The sequence below is a fragment of the Synechococcus sp. BIOS-E4-1 genome, assembly GCF_014279995.1.
In the GTDB taxonomy this organism is placed as follows: domain Bacteria; phylum Cyanobacteriota; class Cyanobacteriia; order PCC-6307; family Cyanobiaceae; genus Synechococcus_C.
The window spans coordinates 1,733,949-1,752,747 of sequence record NZ_CP047935.1 but is presented as its reverse complement, the minus strand read 5'-3'; the positions used below and the strand labels follow the sequence as shown (position 1 = coordinate 1,752,747).

Genomic DNA, 18,799 nt, shown 5'->3' with positions numbered 1-18,799 from the left:
GCTGATACGCAGTTTGCGACAAGCGATTTGACTCTTGGCTGTAATCGTTGTAACAGTTAATTGGCTTTGCTTATTGTTCATTTCGCAGTGCTTCATATTGCATGCGTTTGATGCGTTCCAGGACGGACTCGTTGCTCATACGGTTGTTGAGCCTTTCCACCAGTAATGGAAAAGCCAGTGGCGTTGGGCGTGGCGTAGGGCAGTGCAGTGTTTCTCCGCGTTGCATTCTTTTCAGTGCACTGCGTAGCCGCGGTAGTTCAAGCTGCTCTTGCAGCACTTCGTGTCGCGCTTGGCGAACAAGAAGATTGTTGGGTTCATGTTTGTTGAACACCTCCCACAGCAGTGAGCCGCTGATCTGCAACTGTCCAGCGCTTTTGCTCTTTCCAGGGAAGCCCTGAACAAGTAAACCTGCCACCTGGGCGATACCACGGAACCGGCGTCGACACAGCTCCGAAAGATTCAGTGCCTGTTCCAGATCTGTTTCCAGATCATTGTCGTCGAGCAGCTCCTCCAGATGCTCGTCCAGCAGGTCATCCATGGGATATCCCCTGGGCGCCAGCAGTTCGAAACCGTAGTCATTCACTGACACCGTGATCGTGCCGCGATGGCGTCTTGTCAGTCGTGTGGCCCATAAAAAACCAAGGCCCTCGTGCACAAATCGGCCTTCAAACGGATAGGCGTAAAGATGCATGCCTTCGCGTGTGCGGCAGGTTTCAATCAGCAACTGTTCACTCGATGGCAGGGCTGACAGATCCATCTGGCGTTCAAACAGTGGTTCAAGCGCATTGAGCTCCGGTGTATCCAGTTCGCCACGCCCGGCTCTTGCAACCTCTTCTCGCAGATGGTGGGTCAGCAGATCTGAGAGCGACATCTGCCCGCCGGCCCAGGCTGGAACAGCTGTGCTTTTTTTCGATGTGGTCTTCACGTAGGCCGTCATGTCGCGAAGTCTCACGAATTCCAGCTGACGTCCTGCGAAAAAGAACACATCCCTCGGCTTCAGCTGGCTTATGAATGTTTCCTCAACATGTCCCAATACTGATCCTCGCACGAACCGAACCCGGATTGCGGGTGCCGATGTGATTGTGCCGATGTTGAAGCGATGCAGTCTTGCGATGGCGTTATCGCGAATGACGAAACGGCCGTCATCCGTGCTGTGCAGTTTTTGGTAACGGGGGTAGGCACCGAGGCAATCACCTCCGTGTTCAAGAAAGCGCAGACACCACTCCCAGTCACTCTGCTCCAGTTTTTTGTAGGAGCTTGTGCTGCGAATGGCAGTAAGCGTTTCGTCAGGCCTGAAACCAGGTCCACATGCCAGCGTCGTCAGATGTTGCAGCAGAACATCCAGCGGTTGGTTGGGTGGGCGTCGCTCTTCCACCATGCCGTTGTCAAGCCCGCGGCGAACGGCACTCAGCTCCAGAAGTTCCAGGGCGTTGGTCGGCATGAACAACACCTTTGAGGTTCCACCCGGCAAGTGCGCTGAGCGTCCTGCACGCTGCAGCAGGCGTGCCAGATTTTTTGGTGATCCGATCTGAACAACTCGCTCCACGGGTTGAAAGTCCACTCCCAGATCGAGGGAGCTGGTGCAGACCACCCAGAGCATCGAACCCGCTTTGACAGCAGCTTCAATGGCCTCTCTTTCACTGCGATCCAGGGCGCTGTGATGGAGGGCCAGCAGTCCTTCCATTTCAGGACAGGCATAGCGCAGACACTGGAACCAGCGCTCAGCCTGGTTGCGGGTGTTGGTGAACAGCAGAGTGCTGGTGCAGGGTTCCATTTGCCCGATCAGATCTTCGTATCGCCTCAGTCCGAGGTGACCGCCCCAGGGAAATCCATCGATGCTGTCGGGAAGGATGCTTGTGACATCCAGCCCACGCTTGGGGGCTCCAGTGATCAGGCATGGCTCGCCATTCACGCCCAGGGCATGCCGGGCTGATTCCTCGAGATTTCCGATCGTTGCGCTGATGGCCCAGGTCTGCAGCCGAGGGCGTTGTTGTCGCAACCAGCTGAGAGCCAGTTCCGTTTGCACGCCACGCTTGCTTCCAATCAGCTCATGCCATTCGTCAAGGATCACGGTCTCAAGCGTGCTGAACAACGCCTCGCAATGGCGACCCGCCAGCAGTACGCAAAGTGATTCCGGGGTGGTGATCAGGATTTCAGGTGGGGTTCTGGTTTGGCGGTTCCTTTCAGCGGTAGCGGTATCTCCATTTCTGATCCCCACTCGCAAGGGCCAGCCCATGGTCTCGATCGGTTGCTTCAGTGCCACCGCAAGGTCACGGCTCAGTGCTCTCAGTGGCGTGAGGTAGAGCAATCGGACACCCGATTGTTCAGCCGGTGTCTCGAGCATGTGCGCGATTTGGCCCATCACGGCGGCATACGTTTTCCCTGAACCTGTTGGCACCTGGATCAGCCCGCTGAACCCCAGCAGGTGTGCTTCCCATGTGCGGGTCTGGAAGGGAAGTGGTTCCCACCCCTGATGTTCAAACCAGTCCAGGATCGGCGCGAGCATCCGCTGTTGATCAGGGTCGCGCTGCTTGCGATCGCACTGTTCTGGAGACGTCTGATTCACGTTGATCGCGTTCGCTGAACTAATTGATCGCAGAGTGTTTGAGCATCTTCGATGGTGTTGGCGCTGTCGGCCGTGCGGTCACTCCGCCATCGCAGGATCCTGGGAAAACGAACTGCCAGGCCACACTTGTGGCGCTTTGAGGCCTGAATGCCTTCAAATCCGATTTCGAACACCAGTTCAGGGTCCACCGAGCGGGTTGGACCGAAGCGTTCGCGCGTGTGACGGCGGATCCATCGATCCAGTTCGAGGATCTCGGCGTCGTTCAATCCGGAATAGGCCTTGGCGAACGTCACCAACTGACGGTTGCTGGTTAGCTCCGACTGTTGGTCCCAGAGTGCGAAGGTGTAATCCGTGAACAGGTTGGCGCGACGTCCGCGCCCTGCCTGTGCGTAGATCAGCACCGCATCCAGGGTCATTGGATCGCGTTTGTGTTTCCACCAGTGTCCGCGTTTGCGCCCACTCAGATAGGGCGATTGCAAGTGTTTGAGCATCACTCCTTCGGCACCCTGCTCCACGGCCTCTTGGCGCAGTCGATCGAGCTGATTCCAACGTTGCAGTCGTTGTCCACTGCTGAGTCGGCAACGCCACCCCTCCGAGCTGGTGTCCATGCGTTGTTGAAGATCGCCGAGTTGTTCCAGCCGCTCCTGCAGAGATGTCGAGCGCAGATCGTCTCCATTGCTTTCCAGCAGGTCATAGGCCACGAAACTCACAGGACACTCCAGCCTCAGTTTGCGGCCGACGTTTTTGCGGCCGAGCCGCCGCTGCAGATCACTGAAGGGTCTGGGTTGCTTCTCAAGCTCTGCCCAGCAGATGACTTCGCCATCAAGCACCGTGTCGGCGGGAATCGCTTCCGCCATGTCAATCAGTTCCGGGAACTGCTCGTTGATCAGTTCTTCGCCACGACTCCAGAGGTAGGTTCCGTTTTCGCGCTGAATCAGCTGTCCGCGGATGCCATCCCACTTGTGCTCCACCCACCACTCCGATGCCGAGGTGGCCTCGAGCGTGTCCTGTTTCAGCGGACTGGCCAGAAAAAACGGATAGGGCACCGGTCCTCTGTTGGAGCGTTCTCCGTCGGCGATCGCAGTCAGAGAGCGAAACCATTGCTCTGACGCCACTCCCGGTGTCATCAGTCGCTCCAGAACCAGAGCTTCCTCGAGCTGAAATCCAGTGGCGATCGCTTTCACGACCAATCCTCGGGCGACGCCGATGCGGAAGCCGCCTGTCAGCAGCTTGTTGAACAGAAACAGACGATCACAAGGCAGTGACTCCCAGATCGCCAGCACGATGTTGCTTTGTTGATCAGGTTCCATCGCTGCGACGGCAGGCAGCAGTTCCTCCATCCACCAGTACAGCGGTGGTGAGCTGCTGAGCTGATCAACCCAGGTCGTCACGGCAGGGTTGTGAATACGAGCCGGGATGTCGTTGCTCAGTTGTGGCCAGAGCAGCGAAAGGGTTTCCGCAGAATCGCCGACATGGCTCTGACAGTCATCGAACAACCAGTCAGGCATTGCGCTCGCCTGCTGAAGAATGTCGCGCAGCCGTCGACCGGTGATCAAACGTTTGCGCCGCTCACCCATCAGCAGCAACACCGACCAGGCTGCGTCATGAGCATCTGATCGCTGCAGATGTCCAGCGATCAGATCAATCTTGCGTTTCGTTCCAGTGATCTGATCCAGCTCCTCGATCAGAGCCGCGAAAGCATCCATGCCGAAAGGGCTCTCAGGCTCCTGCTCAGTAATTCCAGAGATTGTCCTCACTGGGACCCGTCACCTGGACGTTGCAGCCGTTGATCCCGGCTGAAGCGGCGTTGAAAGCCTTCACGTAACGCGTTGCTGATTCGGATTCGCCACTTTCACCCAGAGCACCCTGCAGACGGGCGAGAGCGCTTCCGACCTGATCGCGCGTGAGTGCTCCGTCGGCCAGACCTGTGCAGATTGCTTTCGCCGCTACAGCACCATCAGCGGGGAACACCACGGTGTTGATCTGCTCGATCGTGATCGTGGTTTGCTGGGCGAGCACGGGTGCTGCGGTCGTGGTGATCAAAACCATGAGGCCGGTCAAGGCAGAGTTGCGGGTCGTCATGGTGACGGGACGGTGCTTCAGGAATGGAGTTCGAGGTTAGTTCAGTTGAGCTGATCGAGTGGTTTGGCGTCGAGTCCATATCGTTCGCGTAGAAAGCGCGCCAGCACATCGCTCTGCCCATGGGTGACGTACACGGTCTGGGCACCGCTGTGCAGCACCGTTTGCACCAATCCCTGCCAGTCCGCATGGTCGCTGAGGACGAAACCTCGCTCATAGCCCCGCCGCCGTCGCGCACCCCGCACTGCCATCCATCCCGAGGCAAAGGCTGTCTGCGGTGACCTGAACCGCCGCATCCAGGCAGAACGATGGGCCGAGGGTGGTGCCAGGACCAGTCGACCCGCCAGAGAATCCTTGCGCGGCAGTTCGCTCACGGGTCTGCTCGCCGTCATGGCCACTCCTGCCTCGCGGTAATGGCGCGTGACAGTTTCAACGGCTCCGTGCAGCAGCACTTCCTCGTCAACACCGATGGCGTTGAGCTCTGCCAACAGACGCTGAGCCTTGCCGAACGAATAACAAAACAACAGCGAGGGGCGTTCGCGGTCTCCATGCCACCAGTCTCGGATCTGTGTTGCCACCTGCTTGCCCGACTCCCAGGCATAGATCGGCAATCCGAATGTGGCTTCGGTGATCAGCACGTCGCAGGGAACGACTTCAAAGGGTTCGCAGCTGGGGTCGGGGCAACGTTTGTAATCGCCGGTCACCACCCAGACCTGATCTTCGACCATCACACGAATCTGAGCGGACCCCAGCACATGACCAGCGCTGTGGAATGACAAACACGCCTGATTGAGCCAGAACTCCTGGCGATAAGGCATGCAGTGGAGATTGATGTCTTGGCCCAGGCGCTGTCGAAGCACTCCTTCGCTGACATCCACAGCCCAGTATTCGCCGCAACCAGATCTGGCGTGATCGGCATGGGCGTGTGTGATCAAGGCTCTCGATACGGGCCTTGAGGGATCGATCCAGGCATCCGCTGCTCTGCAATACAGACCGCTGTCGGTTCGCTCAAGAACGTTCATCAATCAACTCTGGCAAGCCTGATCTGCAGATGTGTCCCAGGCGCCTGAGAGCGTCACTTGCTCATTGCGAGCATGCGTCTGATCGGTGCTTCCGCTTTGGAACGAATCGATTCCTCCATGGTGATCTGCGGCGAGAGTTTCTCAAGACAGTCGCGCAGTTTTTCGAGGCTGTTCATGCGCATGTAGGGACAGGCATTGCAGCTGCAGCCATCGAGGCCGGGGACATCCAATAACGTCTTCTCTGGGACCCGCTGCTTCATCTGATGCAGGATCCCGGGTTCTGTGAGAACAATAAATGTGTTGGAGTCACTGGTTTCAGAGTGAACCAGAAGTTTGCTTGTGGATCCGATGAAATCGGCAAGATCCAGGAGGTTTTCCTGACATTCCGGATGGGCGATCACCTCTGCATCCGGATGTTCCAGTTTGAGTTTGAGCAGGGCTTCCTCACTGAAGGTTTCATGCACGAAACAGCGTCCGGGCCAGAGCGTGAGTTCGCGTCCGCTCTGGCGCTCCACCCAACGTCCGAGATTGCGGTCAGGGGCAAAGAGCACCGGTTGTTGTTCGGGCAGCTGCTTCACCAGATCCACGGCGTTGCTGCTGGTGCAGATCAGATCGCTCTGGGCCTTCACGGCCGCGGTGCAGTTGATGTAGCTCACCACCAGATGATCCGGATGGCGCTCGCGAAAGCTGGCGAATTCATCGGCTGGACAGTCGTCAGCCAGTGAGCAGCCCGCATCGATATCGGGGAGCACCACTGTTTTTTCAGGGCTGAGGATCTTGGCGGTTTCCGCCATGAAGTGGACGCCGCAGAACACGATCACGTCAGCATCAGCCAATGAAATAAATTGAGGGATGACAATTTAGCTTCCGAAAAAGTTCGATTGAATTTCAGACGTATCGAGTACACCCTTTGATTGCCGAGGTGATTGAACGCGAATATGCTTCTGGCATCGCTAATGCTTTCATTCCCTACTGAGAATTGTCATGGTTTCTCCGAAGTGAAATTCTCTGTATTCCCCAGCTCTGTTGACTGATTGTCAATGTTAAATGCAGCTTGCTCGCAAAGCTATAATTTTTTTTGTCCCATGTATATATGTACATCACGATTTGTCCCGAGCTCAATGAATTGATTATTGAATAAAATTGGCTCACATAATCTGGTTGCTTGTTTGATGGTGGTGGCGCAGTAAGTCTGTGATTAAAAATGACAAAATCATTGGAATCATAAAGATGATACATGAGATATCGAGAGAGTTTTGTTGTTTGCTTGAGGAAATAGAAGTCTCCGGGTGTTTTGTCCTCTGCAGGTATGATGCGATTAGTAATAAGGAGTTTGCTTTCAATTTCCGTAAACATTGAAAAAGGCTCAAGGGGTATGGCAATTGTTGACAATATTTTCTTTGCAAACACTGGCAGTTTTTGCCGAATATTTATAAATTCAGAATATACTGTAAAAATACAATACCCTGTCAGGTAAAATAGTCCCACGCCAGCCCCTTCGGTCGAGAAATTGCTTTCTGCCGGCAACACGTTGTTGATCTCGTAACAGTAAAAGAAGAGAATTGTTAGCCAAAGTTGAAAATGCGGAATCCAGCCCAGATCTGCTGAGATAAATAATGTTAGAGCAAATAATGCCTGAAACAAAAGACTGATCGCTAATATATTTGATGATTGGCTGCTGAAGAGTGAAGTCACAATAAAAATGCCAGACAGGAGTTGTGCCCAAGGTGTGATCACTTGAAGGCTTACAATAAAAAATCTAAAGAGAGATGTTTTGCTATACAGCTTGGAAATGTTGACGCTAATGTAATGTCGTAGTCTATTCCTGAGTTGCCAGGGCACCGTTAAAAAGCTTATAAGAGCTATCCCATTCGGTTTCCATGAAGTGCTTTTAATCTTTGCTAAGCCAGCGCTTATCGAGATGACAAAGAATGCTGTAGAAAATAATTCTGCGACTGCAAGGTTTTCAAATGCCAACGCAAGTATGCATAACATTGAAAGTCCTTCCAGCTCAGATTCTAGATTGTTGGGGAAATAGTAATAAAATCTTTTGATAAAACCTGCAATGCAGCTGCAAGTAATCAGCAGTAAAAGGGATTGGTCATAATATTCGAATGCGCCCGTAATTAGTGACATCAAACATAAAAGAGCACTAAAAGCTAGGGCAATTGGATGAATGATGTATAAACGCTCGACAAGCTTCGTGGAATGAAACGCAAATAGCTTTCTGCTTCTGTATCCGTCTAATGATTTTAAAAACAAAATCATCAGCCCACTTAGTTGAAGCAGGTGCATTGAGGGCTCATTGCTTAGCATTCATGAACAAAACATATTGTGTTAATTTAGCAATATTAAATGAGGCGTGATTGTGCTTTATGATTGTTTTGGCCTTCTTTTGGCAATCACTGATTAATGAATCAGTTCTTCGATGCCCGCTTGGATATTGGACTCGCATTCAATATCTTCATCGCATCAGCACCCATTACGAACAAGGCCATCATCTTGATAGATGCGTGCTCGCTTTATCCTGTCTCAGTGAACTGACCTGATTCATGTAGGAATAGAGCTCGGTGCGAAGATTCTTAATTACCTCATGCCTGGCTAGATCAATGTGCAGCTAAGTAGTGCCCTCCCCTCCGAGCGCCTGAGAGCGTCACTTGCTCATTGCGAGCATGCGTCTGATCGGTGCTTCCGCTTTGGAACGAATCGATTCCTCCATGGTGATCTGCGGCGAGAGTTTCTCAAGACAGTCGCGCAGTTTTTCGAGGCTGTTCATGCGCATGTAGGGACAGGCATTGCAGCTGCAGCCATCGAGGCCGGGGACATCCAATAACGTCTTCTCTGGGACCCGCTGCTTCATCTGATGCAGGATCCCGGGTTCTGTGAGAACAATAAATGTGTTGGAGTCACTGGTTTCAGAGTGAACCAGAAGTTTGCTTGTGGATCCGATGAAATCGGCAAGATCCAGGAGGTTTTCCTGACATTCCGGATGGGCGATCACCTCTGCATCCGGATGTTCCAGTTTGAGTTTGAGCAGGGCTTCCTCACTGAAGGTTTCATGCACGAAACAGCGTCCGGGCCAGAGCGTGAGTTCGCGTCCGCTCTGGCGCTCCACCCAACGTCCGAGATTGCGGTCAGGGGCAAAGAGCACCGGTTGTTGTTCGGGCAGCTGCTTCACCAGATCCACGGCGTTGCTGCTGGTGCAGATCAGATCGCTCTGGGCCTTCACGGCCGCGGTGCAGTTGATGTAGCTCACCACCAGATGATCCGGATGGCGCTCGCGAAAGCTGGCGAATTCATCGGCTGGACAGTCGTCAGCCAGTGAGCAGCCCGCATCGATATCGGGGAGCACCACTGTTTTTTCAGGGCTGAGGATCTTGGCGGTTTCCGCCATGAAGTGGACGCCGCAGAACACGATCACGTCAGCATCAGTATTGGCAGCTTTCCTCGACAGCTCAAGCGAGTCACCGATGAAATCGGCGATGTCCTGAATTTCGGGCTCCTGGTAATAGTGCGCCAGGATCACGGCATTGCGTTCCTGGCGGAGCTGGTTGATCGCCGCGACGAGTGCGGTGTCAGAGCTCATCGGGGCCTTCTGGGGCAGGATGGCACCAGCCTAGAAGTCGTTCTGACATCACTCCGTGTTGCCATTGCCGGAGACCTCCATGGTGACTGGGGGAAGGGAGATGTGGATCTGATTGAGCGACTGCAACCGGATGCACTCCTTTTTGTTGGAGATCTCAGTGATGGAGATCTGCGCCTGGTCAAGAGCATCACCCAACTGTCGCTGCCTGTGGCCGTCCTGCTTGGAAATCATGACCGTGGACGCGACAGAAGCGGTGGTCTGCTGCAACAGCAGATCACGATGCTGGGTGCTCGGCACTGTCCATGGACATTAAGGAAATGGAGCCAGCCCAGACTGGCTGTGGTTGGTGCCCGACCTTGCAGCGCAGGGGGTGGATTTCACCTCTCGCAGGCCGTGAAAGCGGTGTTCGGGCCAATCACAGAAACACAATCGGCCGATTGGATCGTTGATGCTGCCGGCAAGGCCCCCGCGGACTGGCCACTGGTGGTGCTGGCGCATTCGGGTCCCACGGGGCTGGGATCAGAGGCGAACAGCCTCTGTGGTCGCGACTGGAAGCAGCCTCATATCGACTGGGGTGATCGGGATCTGGCCTTGGCTCTGGATCGCATGCAGCAAACCCGTCCAGCAGACCTTGTGGTGTTTGGCCACATGCACCATCAGCTCAAGGGACGACGCGGAGAAAGGATTACTTTTCACCGGGACCGCAGAGGCACTTGCTTCGTGAATGCTGCATGCGTGCCAAGAGTTGGTTTGGATCAATCCGGGCAGCCGCTGCATCACCTCACCTGGGTCGAGTTCGCAGGGACTGAACCAGCGTTGATCAGTCACCGTTGGTACCGACCCAGTGGTGAACTGATCTATGAACAGACGCTGCTTCATGCTGCCATGACAGGGCAGGCGCCATGTTGATTTATGTCTGCGTCAGTACCCATGGCTACGGCCATGCCGCCCGTCAGGCTGCTGTTCTCATTCAGTTGCACCGACTCCAGCCCGACTGGCATCTGGTGATCAGTTCGAGCGTGGACGAAGCCTTTCTCGCTCTTGTACTGCGCGATGTTCCAGTCAGCAGACGATCGGTTCGCTGGGATGTGGGCATGCTGCAGGCCGATGCCCTGGGTATCGATCAGCAGGCCACACTGCAAGCTCTTCAGCAACTCGAGAACGACCTCCCCAAGCGGGTGCAACGCGAGGTTGACTGGATTCGCTCACAGGACAGCCAGTGTGTTGTTGTCGCTGATGTTCCCCCTGCTGCAGCTGAGCTTGCCCGCCAGCTGAGTGTCCCCCTGGTCTGGATGGGCAACTTTGGCTGGGATGAGATTTATGCACCCCTTGGTGGTGCCTTTCTTGCCTGGGCCGACAGAGCCACGTCGGCATACCAGTGCGGATCGCTTCTGCTGCGCTGTCCCTTGTCGTTAGCCATGAATTGGTCGCTGCCTGAACAGGCGCTGGGTCTTGTGTCAGCAGATCCAAGGTCGTTGCCATTGGATCTGGAGCGGCGTCTTCGCGCTGATGTTCGAAAGAAAGTGCTGGTGGGTTTTGGTGGTCTCGGCTTTTCCCTTCGACCTGACCTTTTCACGCGCTGGCCTGAACGTCTGTTCCTGTTGCCTGCACCCCAGGATTCCAGGTTGTTCGAGCAGCTTGCTCAGATCTCGAATGTTCTGCTCTTGCCTGAGACGCTCCGATTTCTGGATGTGATGCCGTTCTGTGATCGACTTCTCGGCAAGCCAGGATTCAGCAGTTTTTGTGAGGCGATGGCCTGTGGTCTCGGACTTCACGTGGTGGAACGTCAGGGATTTGCTGAAGCGTCAGCACTGATGAACGGTTTGCGAAGGCATGCGGCCCACAGGATCCTCACTCGGCAATCCCTGGAACAAGGTGATTGGAAGCTGGATCAGCCTCTGGAACCTGCTGCTGGTGAGCCTCTGAAAGCCGCCGGGGCCGTCCAAGCTGCCGAGGCGATTCACTTGGTCGCAGCCAACACTGTTAAGCAAGGCTGATTTTTTCAATTAAGTCAGCTTATCTGCGCTTCAAAGCATTTCTGTCCCTGGACTTTTGCGCCTGGTTTGCCACGCACAGACCCCCATGACGATCGTCCGCCTGTCACAGGGCCCCTGTGATCGATGGGATCGGTTCGACACAGTTTGCCCGTGTTTTGCAGCACTGGATTCATTGAATCCAACGAATCAGGCATTGAGCTCACTTCCCTTGTGATTTCGATGTTCGGTTTTGTTCCTTGATTGCTCCGTATGACTTCCCTTGCTCTCACCGCCTGTCGTTGTATTCCAGGCGCTGTTGCAAGTGTTGTTCCACTGCTCACCATTCTCCCTGCTCCAGAGTCACGTGCAGCTCTTCCTGCATTGGAAAGCTCCCGTTCCAGGCTGGTGATGCTTGAGGAAGATGCCAAGACCTCGGCTCTTCCTTACGTCATTACTCCTGAGCGTCGCGCAATGCTCAATACGATCCGCTTCGCGGAAGGCACCTGGAAGGGTGGTCATGATCTTGGCTATCGCGTCATGTTCGGCGGTGGTCTGATGCCATCCATGGATCGCCACCCCAACCGTGTGATCTATTCCTCCCGTTACGCAAGTGCTGCTGCTGGTGCATACCAGTTCATGCCATTCACTTGGGATATGGTCAAACGCCGTCTAGGCGTCAGAGGGTTTGGTCCCGAAGTTCAGGACCAGGGTGCACTTTTTCTGATTCAACGACGTAAAGCTCTGAAGCTGACTGACAGCGGTGTGATGAGTCCGCACCTTGCAGCGAAGTTGGCTCCCGAGTGGGCTTCCTTTCCCACATTGCGTGGAAGAAGTTATTACGGACAACCTGTGAAGCGATTTGCCAATCTGCAAGGATTTTTCAACGTGAATCTTGCCCAGTTGCGCAAGATTCGTGATGAGCGTCGCTCAGCTCTTTCGGCACAGAAATCCGGTCGAGCCAACCTAGATGCTGTTTCAGATTGCCTAGGTCCAGCCTTTTCGTGCAAGTAGCCCTGAGGCTTCCCGCCTGACTCAGCCATCCTGGTTGGATTCGTTCAGTTTGCGTCCAACCGTCGCTCCGGCGATCAGATAGGCACCGATTCCTCCAGCCATGAATCCCATGCCGTTGCGAATCAGCGGTAACAACTCACTGGTGCGCGTCACGACGGGGCCAACGCCGAACACTCCGAAAAGCATCACCCACAGCGGCGAGAGCAACAGGAGCCAGCCCCAGGCAATTCGCTCACCTTCTTTGCGTGGATAGGCCGCGAAGCCAGCAATCAGACCACCCAGGATTGAAGTGCTGAGCGTCCAGAGCCACTGTTCCGTCGGCAGGCCCGGTACAACCTGGCATCCGCCACGATCCAAGCAGAGTTCCACCGCATCCAGTGCCGCCAGGATGGCGCCGTCCTCTCCGTGATCCTTCACATAAAACTGATTGCCGTAGCGGGTCTGTAGTTCAACCCACCACGTGCGTGGCATCAGCGCAAACAGGGCATCGCCCACATTGAAGTTGAGCAGATTGCCCCCACGCGGATCCGCCACCAGCAGCAGGCTGCGTTCATCAAGCCCCCAGAAGTCCTTCACGGCTAGTCCCGGAGTTCGCTCGTATTGCGTCAGCACTCTCAGCTTCCAGCCGCTGCGTTGCTCAAAGGCGTCGAGAGAGGTTTCCAGTGACTGGCGCTGCGTCTGGCTCAAAGCCTTGGCAAGGTCAATCACCGGCGTCGGATGGTCCGGCAGCAGTTCTGGATTGTCGATTGCAGCGGCAGGCGCGGCGAACATCACCAGCAGGACCGACAGGCTCAACAGGGCCTTTAAGCCACGCATCATTGCTTGGACACCCATGATTCAGAGCGAATGCACGCCATTCTCACCACATGAAGGCCTTTGATGTGCCCTGCCCCGAATGGCTGCGGGAACGACTGCAACAACATGGCCTGCGGGTGCCCTTCTCCACCTTCATGGAATGGGCAATGCATGACCCGGATCACGGCGCCTACGGAAGTGGTCAACTGCATGTGGGCACGGCTGGAGATTTCGTCACGTCTCCATCTCTCGGTGACGATTTCGCCGGCCTTCTGATTCATCAGCTGACCGATTGGCTTGAGGATCTGGCGGCTCGCCATCCAGATTCCCTGCTGTCAATCGTGGATGTGGGGCCAGGTGAAGGTGATCTGATCGCTCAGTTGATCCCCCTTCTCCAGGCTTCAGAAGCTGAATGGCTGTCGCGCCTGGAGTGTGTGCTCATTGAAATCAACCCCGGGATGCAGCTCCGCCAAAGGGAGCGTCTCCAGTCAGTGGGCAATATTCCCTGCCGCTGGTCTTCCATGCAGGAACTTGTGGCTGAACCGGTCAACGGCATCATGCTGGCCCATGAGCTGCTTGATGCTCTGCCGGTTGAACGCCTCATCCTGAGAGGTGGATCGCTCCGGCGTCAGATGGTCACTCTCGAGACATCAGAAGCATCGGTCCCCCTTCTGAGGTGGGATGACGATCCATTGCCACCGCCACTGCAGGAGCAGATCAGGGAGTATGCGGATCGTGATGCTCTCAACCTGCCGCCAAGGGGAGCCATGGAGGGATGGACGACGGAATGGCATCATTCCGTTCAGCCCTGGATGAAGCAGGCCTTTGCAGCCATGAACGATGGCCTGTTGCTGGTGGTGGACTATGCCCTGGAGTCAAGCCGCTACTACAACCCTCGGCGTGCTGATGGAACGCTTGTGGCCTACAAATGCCAACAGGCATCATCTGATGTTCTGCGTGATGCGGGTTGTCAGGACATCACTGCTCACCTGTGCCTGGAATCCCTTGTTGGAGCTGCCTCAGAGGCTGGCTGGATTTTTGCCGGCCAGTGCCGTCAGGGTGAAGCCCTGCTTGCGTTGGGCCTGGCGGAGCGGCTGACAGCACTGCAGCAGCTGCCTGCTGATCAGCTGGCTGAAGCACTGCGTCGAAGAGAAGCCCTGCTGAGACTTGTCGACCCCAGTTGTCTTGGTGAGCTGCGTTGGTTCGCCTTTCTGCGCAACGCACCAACTGCAGCGGACAATGGACTCCTCGACAGTCGTTTCCTGCGGGAACCGAGCTGATCAGTTCAGGGATGCAAGGCAGCGACTGACATCCTCGGTGCTGATTTCGTCACTGATGATCACGTTGCCGATCCGGGTCGGCAGGACGAAACGCAGTCGCCCGTGCCGAACCTTCTTATCGCCTTGCAAGGTCCGCAGTGCGGCTTCCTGATCAAGGGGCGGCCAGGCCACGGGTAAACCGGCCTTCTCGATGAGTTTCAGCTGGCGCTGTTGATCAGCTTCACACCAGAGACCTTTCTGGACGGCGAGGCGCCCAACTGCTGCCATGCCGATCGCCACGGCTTCGCCATGCAGCCACGTTCCGTATCCGGTCAGGGTCTCAACCACATGTCCGAAGGTATGGCCGTAGTTAAGGATTGCGCGGCGGCCACCTTCCCTTTCATCGTCGGCGACCACCAATGCCTTGGCTTCCGCTGAGAGCACAAGGATGTCGTGGAGCAATGTCGGATCCATGGCTGCAGGATCGGAGAGGTCAGAGGCTTCTTCCAGACGCCTGAACAGGTCGGGGTCTCCGATCACTCCGTATTTGATCACTTCCGCCATTCCAGCCCGGAATTCCCTGACAGGAAGCGTGTTCAGTGTCAGAGGATCAATCACCACCAGGCGTGGCTGGTGGAAGGCTCCGATCAGATTCTTTCCCTTTGGATGGTTCACACCGGTCTTGCCACCGATGGAGGCATCCACCATCGACAGGAGAGTGGTCGGAACCTGAACGATGCCGATGCCGCGCAGCCAGCATGCGGCTGCGAAGCCAGTCATGTCACCGACAACGCCACCTCCTAATGCCAGCATCAGGGAGGTGCGCTCAAGACCCTCCTGCTGTGCCTTGTCGAGGATCAAGCTCAGTGTTTGCAGTGTTTTTTGTTCTTCGCCCGCTTCGATTTCCAGCAGCACAGGGTTGAAGCCTGCAGCTCTGAGTCCGTTCAGGCAGCTGTCGCCGTAGGGACCGGCGACATCAGGATTGCTGACCACAAGAATCTTGGTGCCGGATCGAATCGATAGGTCGTTGAGAGCGCTTCCGATCGCTCCCACCATCGAGCTGCCGATGATCACGTCATAGGGGTTGATCTCGAGGGCAACCGTGATCCTGGTGCGTTCCTGCAACTCAGCTGCCTGCGCTGTGCGCGTGCTCATGGGCCGATGCTGCGGTGGCAATCCGCAGGCGATTCGATCGACTGACCCTATCCTCAGCCCGATGCCTTTGAGTTGGATGAATTCTGTCTCCAGGCCAGATCGCCGGACAACACTGACAGCCTGGGCCTTTCTTGCGCCTGCGCTCACACTGCTGAGTCTTTCGGTGTTGATTCCGGCAGCCATGGCTCTGTTGATCAGCTTCACGCAGACAGGGCTTGATGTGTCAGAGCCGCTGCGATTCATCGGCCTGGCCAACCTGCGCAGACTTGCTGGTGATCCGATGTTTTATCGGGTGCTGGGCACCACCATCATCTACCTCGTGGGGGTGGTGCCGCCAATCGTTGTCGGTGCCCTGGCCTTGGCTGTACTGGTGAATCGGGTTCTGCCTGGCATTCATTGGCTCAGAGCTGCGTTCTACACACCCGTGCTGGTGTCGATCGTTGTCGCAGCCATCGCCTTCCGTTGGCTGTACGCAGAGAACGGCCTGATCAATGGCTGGCTCGAAGCACTGATCGGCTCAGGCTTCATTCCCATTGAGTTTCTGACCAACCCTCTGCTGGCACTCCCATCGGTGATGCTCGTGACCCTCTGGAAGGGTCTGGGGTATTACATGGTGATCTTTCTTGGAGGTCTTCAGGGAATTTCCAAGGAGCTCTACGAGGCCGCGGAATTGGATGGCAGTGAAGGGTGGAGGAAACATCTCGACATCACTCTTCCATTGCTGCGTCCGTACGTGACTCTGGTGGCAGTGATGTCAGCCATTGCTGCCACCAAGGTTTTTGAGGAGGTGTTTCTGATGACGCAGGGTGGACCTGCCGACTCAACCAGAACCCTTGTTTATTACGTGTATGACCAGGCTTTTGCAGAGCTTGAGATCAGCTATGCCTGCACTGTTGGTCTTGCCCTGTTCCTGATTGTCTTGCTGCTGACGGCCATCAGGTTTGCCTTCACTGAGGAACGGTCACTGATTTAGACGACTGCTCAGAGGGTCGGATGGCAAGCTTCAGAGGAGGAGATCAGTGGCCATGGCTAGCGCTGCCGGAACAATTGGCGTTGTTGGGGGTGGGCAGCTCGCACTGATGCTGTGTCAAGCAGCACAGTCGCGCAATATTGATGTGATCGTGCAAAGCGCATCCGGCCAGGATCCGGCGATGTCTGTCGCTCAGGGGCAAGTCCTGGGTGCAGCGACAGATGCTGCTGCAACTGCTGAATTGCTGAAGCGCTGCCAACACATCACGTTTGAAAATGAGTGGATACCCGTTGAAGCCCTGCGGGTACTGGACCGAGATGGAGTGCTGTTTTCCCCTTCTCTTGACAGTCTGCTGCCGTTGGTGAACAAGCTGTCTCAACGCCGAATGCTGGATGATCTGGCGATTCCAAGTCCGGCTTGGATAGCACTGGATGAGATCAACACCGACTCACCGACTCTGCCCTCTGGCTGGACGTTTCCGGTCATGGCGAAAGCAGCCCATGGCGGTTACGACGGCAAGGGAACCTGCGTGCTCGCAGATCTCAAGTCTCTTCAGGAACTGTTGAGCAGAGTTTCAGTTGAGGATTGGTTGCTGGAAGCCTGGGTCACTTATGAACGTGAACTGGCGCTGGTGGTCAGTCGTGACCAGCAGGGACGAATCCGTAGCCTGCCACTGGTGGAAACCCATCAGAAGAATCAGGTTTGTGACTGGGTTCTCGCTCCTGCAGAGTCGGAGCAATTGTTGGAAGCCACCGCATACAACATTGCTGCTTCACTGCTCACAAGCCTCAACTACGTGGGAGTGATGGCGCTTGAGTTCTTTTATGGTCCAGCAGGTCTGATGGTGAATGAGATCGCCCCACGCACACACAACTCCGGTCATTTCTCCATTGAGGCGTGCAGCAGCAGTCAGTTCGATCAGCAGCTCTGCATTACAGGAGAGTTGCCAGTGCCGGCATCGGATCTTGTGGTGCCAGGCGCTCTCATGGTGAATCTTCTTGGTCTGTCTTCTGAGGGCAGCGAACCGCTGAAGTCAAGGCTTTCTGCTCTGGAGGCCATCCCCAGGTGCCACCTGCATTGGTATGGGAAGGAGGAAATGCCTGGAAGGAAGGTTGGTCATGTGACAGTGCTGCTTGAACAAGCCGATTCCGAGGCTCGGGGCGAGGAAGCTCAAAGCCTTCTGAAGCAAATACGTGCGGTCTGGCCGAATCCCTTAAATTGATGTTGGACTGCCTGGTTGGTGACAGCCTTTCTCTAGTGCTCTGATCTGACTCTCTTTCGACTTGGGGTGACTGTCGTGAAGGTGCCGTAGACCGGCCTTGTAGCCGGAAACGAATCCTCGCTTTGTCGCCCCTTCTGGTAACTCCAGGTCGAAGCCGGAGGCTTGCACGGTCGGGCGGTCCACCCCAATTACAGCAAGGGTTTTCAGCGAAGTCCAAAACAGCAAACCACCCACAAAACCACCCACAACCTTCTTTCAGAGATTGGTTGAGGAATGTGTAAAAGGTTCACTCTGATACAAGAAAATAGAGGACAGGTGCGGGGTCATTCGGACTCAAAGGGGAATAGGTTCCCGTCTTGATCCAGCACCTCCACCACATCGACACGCTTGAGGTACTGGGTCTGATAGTTCTCCTCATCCACTTGAGCCAGCTCTAGGCGTTTGAGGTACTGAGAGCCGCTCATTGGCCAACAGGTGTGGAGTGGCTACGAATCGATGCACCGTTGACTGTGACGTTCAGATTGATGTTGAGGTCCACAGCGTTACCGGAGAGGCTCTGGGTCCTGTCACGCAACGCTTCTAGATCAGCATCTGCTGCGGGATCTTCTGTACTTCAGCCTGGATTAGGAGCATCTGGCTTTCATAGTTTGCTTTAGCAGCTTCTAGGTCATTGATTTGATCCTGAATACCGTCTACAATTTGGTTGTAATTAGACATTAATAAGCTTTGATTAGGTTATTCTTAGAGTTATCGATCTTGAGGAATGCCATCCACTGTTGAATTGACCTAGCAGTGATGTGTTTGACTTTAACTTCTGCTTGGCCAGTTAAATACTCACCGTAATTATCCTTGAGTAGATTGGCCATCTTGATCGATTCAGAGAGGTCTAGAAATAGAAACTCTTTAGCAATACCAGTTTCGCTTCTTAGTCCCTGAAGTGCATTGACGAATTTATCGTGGTACGCATCCGCTTGTGATGTAATAAAGGATCGATCTACGTTCATTCATTTCAATATAAAAAATAGGCTGAGACGGTAATGCTCCATCAAACACTCAGGTCCCGTCCACCCTTCGGTTCCATTGTGTTTCTAACTTCTAGTCAGCCTTTAAGTGAGACAGCATCGTTAGGTACTGTCTCAAAGTTGTTTTACGTGCTGT

General features: G+C 55.1%; 17 protein-coding genes and 1 other RNA gene. 7 read left to right on the top strand and 11 right to left on the bottom strand.

Annotated elements, in window-relative coordinates:
• Positions 1–70: 70 nt before the first annotated feature.
• The 7 genes from SynBIOSE41_RS09390 to nadA (SynBIOSE41_RS09360) form a co-directional block, all read right to left on the bottom strand.
• On the bottom strand, positions 71–2,506 hold the full coding sequence (locus tag SynBIOSE41_RS09390; protein ID WP_186541060.1) for a ligase-associated DNA damage response DEXH box helicase: 2,436 nt from the start codon (positions 2,504–2,506) through the stop codon (positions 71–73).
• Positions 2,507–2,562: 56 nt separating this feature from the next.
• Positions 2,563–4,272, bottom strand: coding sequence for an ATP-dependent DNA ligase (locus tag SynBIOSE41_RS09385; protein WP_186537612.1), 1,710 nt, complete (start codon positions 4,270–4,272; stop codon positions 2,563–2,565).
• A gap of 25 nt (positions 4,273–4,297) precedes the next feature.
• Complete coding sequence (locus SynBIOSE41_RS09380) at positions 4,298–4,648, bottom strand: DNA ligase (protein WP_255475693.1); 351 nt, start codon at positions 4,646–4,648, stop codon at positions 4,298–4,300.
• A gap of 41 nt (positions 4,649–4,689) precedes the next feature.
• Entirely contained in the window at positions 4,690–5,667 is a 978-nt protein-coding gene (locus SynBIOSE41_RS09375) for a ligase-associated DNA damage response exonuclease (RefSeq protein ID WP_186537611.1), read from the bottom strand.
• Between the two features lie 53 nt (positions 5,668–5,720).
• Positions 5,721–6,503: a quinolinate synthase NadA gene (gene nadA, locus SynBIOSE41_RS09370; RefSeq protein WP_370594118.1), complete on the bottom strand. Its 783-nt coding sequence runs from the start codon at positions 6,501–6,503 to the stop codon at positions 5,721–5,723.
• 133 nt (positions 6,504–6,636) lie between these two features.
• Positions 6,637–7,962 carry a hypothetical protein gene (locus SynBIOSE41_RS09365; protein WP_186537610.1) on the bottom strand — a complete coding sequence of 442 codons (1,326 nt, stop codon included), beginning with the start codon at positions 7,960–7,962 and terminating at the stop codon, positions 6,637–6,639.
• 358 nt (positions 7,963–8,320) lie between these two features.
• Complete coding sequence (gene nadA, locus SynBIOSE41_RS09360; RefSeq protein ID WP_186537609.1) at positions 8,321–9,253, bottom strand: quinolinate synthase NadA; 933 nt, start codon at positions 9,251–9,253, stop codon at positions 8,321–8,323.
• 63 nt (positions 9,254–9,316) lie between these two features.
• On the opposite strand from nadA (SynBIOSE41_RS09360), the gene SynBIOSE41_RS09355 reads away from it, so the two are divergent.
• The 3 genes from SynBIOSE41_RS09355 to SynBIOSE41_RS09345 all read left to right on the top strand — a co-directional run bounded on the left by SynBIOSE41_RS09355 (position 9,317) and on the right by SynBIOSE41_RS09345 (position 12,240).
• Positions 9,317–10,162 carry a TIGR04168 family protein gene (locus tag SynBIOSE41_RS09355; protein WP_370594234.1) on the top strand — a complete coding sequence of 282 codons (846 nt, stop codon included), beginning with the start codon at positions 9,317–9,319 and terminating at the stop codon, positions 10,160–10,162.
• Complete coding sequence (locus tag SynBIOSE41_RS09350; protein WP_186537608.1) at positions 10,156–11,250, top strand: hypothetical protein; 1,095 nt, start codon at positions 10,156–10,158, stop codon at positions 11,248–11,250. The genes SynBIOSE41_RS09355 and SynBIOSE41_RS09350 overlap by 7 nt, the downstream gene beginning before the upstream one ends.
• Positions 11,251–11,499: 249 nt before the next feature.
• Positions 11,500–12,240 carry a glycoside hydrolase family 104 protein gene (locus SynBIOSE41_RS09345; protein WP_186537607.1) on the top strand — a complete coding sequence of 247 codons (741 nt, stop codon included), beginning with the start codon at positions 11,500–11,502 and terminating at the stop codon, positions 12,238–12,240.
• Positions 12,241–12,261: 21 nt separating this feature from the next.
• Here SynBIOSE41_RS09345 and SynBIOSE41_RS09340 read toward each other — a convergent pair whose 3' ends face one another.
• Complete coding sequence (locus tag SynBIOSE41_RS09340) at positions 12,262–13,056, bottom strand: TPM domain-containing protein (RefSeq protein WP_370594233.1); 795 nt, start codon at positions 13,054–13,056, stop codon at positions 12,262–12,264.
• A 50-nt stretch (positions 13,057–13,106) separates the two neighbouring features.
• Between SynBIOSE41_RS09340 and SynBIOSE41_RS09335 the strand changes: the two genes are divergently transcribed.
• Complete coding sequence (locus tag SynBIOSE41_RS09335; protein ID WP_255475692.1) at positions 13,107–14,315, top strand: class I SAM-dependent methyltransferase; 1,209 nt, start codon at positions 13,107–13,109, stop codon at positions 14,313–14,315.
• Here the strand turns inward: SynBIOSE41_RS09335 and aroB are convergent, their stop codons facing one another.
• On the bottom strand, positions 14,316–15,449 hold the full coding sequence (aroB, locus tag SynBIOSE41_RS09330) for a 3-dehydroquinate synthase (protein WP_186537605.1): 1,134 nt from the start codon (positions 15,447–15,449) through the stop codon (positions 14,316–14,318).
• A 76-nt stretch (positions 15,450–15,525) separates the two neighbouring features.
• On the opposite strand from aroB, the gene SynBIOSE41_RS09325 reads away from it, so the two are divergent.
• The 3 genes from SynBIOSE41_RS09325 to ssrS all read left to right on the top strand — a co-directional run bounded on the left by SynBIOSE41_RS09325 (position 15,526) and on the right by ssrS (position 17,826).
• Positions 15,526–16,422, top strand: coding sequence for a carbohydrate ABC transporter permease (locus tag SynBIOSE41_RS09325; RefSeq protein WP_186537604.1), 897 nt, complete (start codon positions 15,526–15,528; stop codon positions 16,420–16,422).
• Positions 16,423–16,474: 52 nt separating this feature from the next.
• A complete protein-coding gene (locus tag SynBIOSE41_RS09320; RefSeq protein WP_186537603.1) occupies positions 16,475–17,641 on the top strand; it encodes a 5-(carboxyamino)imidazole ribonucleotide synthase in 1,167 nt (388 codons plus the stop codon).
• 1 nt (position 17,642) lies between these two features.
• Positions 17,643–17,826: non-coding RNA, 6S RNA (gene ssrS / locus SynBIOSE41_RS09315), on the top strand.
• Positions 17,827–17,964: 138 nt separating this feature from the next.
• On the opposite strand, the gene SynBIOSE41_RS09310 is transcribed toward ssrS, so the two are convergent.
• Both SynBIOSE41_RS09310 and SynBIOSE41_RS17815 read right to left on the bottom strand, forming a co-directional pair.
• Positions 17,965–18,105 (bottom strand): hypothetical protein, encoded by a 141-nt coding sequence (locus SynBIOSE41_RS09310; RefSeq protein ID WP_186537602.1) that lies wholly within the window; start codon positions 18,103–18,105, stop codon positions 17,965–17,967.
• 252 nt (positions 18,106–18,357) lie between these two features.
• Positions 18,358–18,645, bottom strand: a complete 288-nt coding sequence (locus SynBIOSE41_RS17815; RefSeq protein ID WP_222930525.1) for a hypothetical protein — start codon at positions 18,643–18,645, stop codon at positions 18,358–18,360.
• Positions 18,646–18,799 lie beyond the last annotated feature (154 nt).